1 protein-coding gene is annotated in these 1,541 nt (G+C 73.0%); it reads right to left on the reverse strand.

Annotation, left to right across the window (positions count from 1 at the left end):
• Positions 1–971 (reverse strand): serine/threonine-protein kinase (locus GT042_RS19990; RefSeq protein WP_161310088.1); only part of this gene is annotated, 971 nt, incomplete at its 3' end.
• Positions 972–1,541: the final 570 nt, after the last annotated feature.

Here is a 1,541-nt window from a genome sequence, read left to right on the forward strand (position 1 = left end):
TTGCTGGGCAGCACCTGGGTCGGGTCCGCCGCGCCCGGGGTGTCCGGGACGGCGGCGGGCGCCGGGTCGGGCGCGAGCAGCGCGCCGACGCCGAGCGCCGCGTCGATCTGGGCCGCGCTGGAGTGCACGCCGACACCGGCGGCGACGACCCGCAGCGCGCGGGCCAGGTTCTCGGCGCTGGGCCGCTGGTCGGGGTTCTTGCGCAGGCAGCGCTCGATGACGGTCCAGAGCGGCTCGGGCACGGTGGAGGGCCGGCGCGGCTCCTCGCTGAGGTGGCGGTGCAGCACCTCCAGGGCGGTCGCCCCGGCGAACGGCGGGTGGCCCGTGACCAGCTCGTACATCAGGATGCCCGCGCCGTAGATGTCGACGGCGGAGGTCTGCGGTCGGCCCTCGGCGGATTCCGGCGCGACATAGGCGGGCGTGCCGACGAATTCGTGGGTACGGGTCAGGCCCGGCGAGTCCGCGAGGCGCGCGATGCCGAAGTCGGTGAGCATCGGGTGCATCTGCCCGTTGTCGTCCTTGAGGAGGACGTTGGCGGGCTTGAGGTCGCGGTGGACGACGCCGTCCGCGTGGCTGGCGGCGAGCGCGTCCGCGATCTGGGCGGTGAGCAGGGCGGCGGCGACGGGGCTGAACGGGCCGTTGTCGCGCAGGTAGCGGTGCAGGTCGGGGCCGTCGACCAGGTCCATGACGAGGGCGAGGAGATCCCCCTCCACCACAAGGTCGCGGGTGCGCACGATGTTGGGGTGCGTGAGGCGGAGCAGGACGGAGCGCTCCCGCAGGAACCGCATCACGACGTCCGCGTCGTTGGCCAGCTCCTCCTTGAGGACCTTGATCGCGACAGTCTCGCCGGGCTGGCCGGCGACGGCCGCCTCGGCGCCCGCGGTCTCGCGCTGACGGGCCCGCCAGACGACACCGGTGGCGCCGCGTCCGAGCGGCTCCTCCAGGAGGTACTTGCTGCCTACCGGCCGCACGTCATGGGCTCCCTGCTGCTGGTGTGTCCTTGCGTCGTCCCGGATCCCCCGGGGTTCCGACCCACTTTAGACCGGCCGGACGGATCGCCGGCCGGTCATCGGCCGGTCCCGTCGCACACACGGTCGCACGTGTGTCGTACGTCTGTCCCGTCCCGACGGGAGACGCGAACCGGGAGGTGATGGTTGCCGAACGGCTGTCCCCCGGGCATCGATGATGATCTCGGTGGCGTTCGAAGGGGCGCCCAAGCAGGCACTTTTGCACGCACAGCCGACCATTCAAGATCACTTGTCTGCGGTCCCCGGGCGTGTTGTCGGTGGCAGGTGCGAGGATGCCCTCAGCGCGTCGTGTGCCGGGCGGGGACGGCACCGTACGCGCCGACCTGTACCGGACGACGCGTCCCGTGCGTGGTGGGGGGAATCACAGGGCAGTACCCCTGCCGGGCACCCCGCGCAGAGCCGGGGACCCCGCGCAGAAGGGACCGCTGACGCGATGCAGATCCGGCTGACCGTCCTCGCGCCGCGCAGCGGCCACGCCGCGGGGCGCGCGTGCGACGTGCTCGTCACCGCACC

Source organism: Streptomyces sp. SID3212 (assembly GCF_009865405.1).
Taxonomy (GTDB): Bacteria; Actinomycetota; Actinomycetes; order Streptomycetales; family Streptomycetaceae; genus Streptomyces.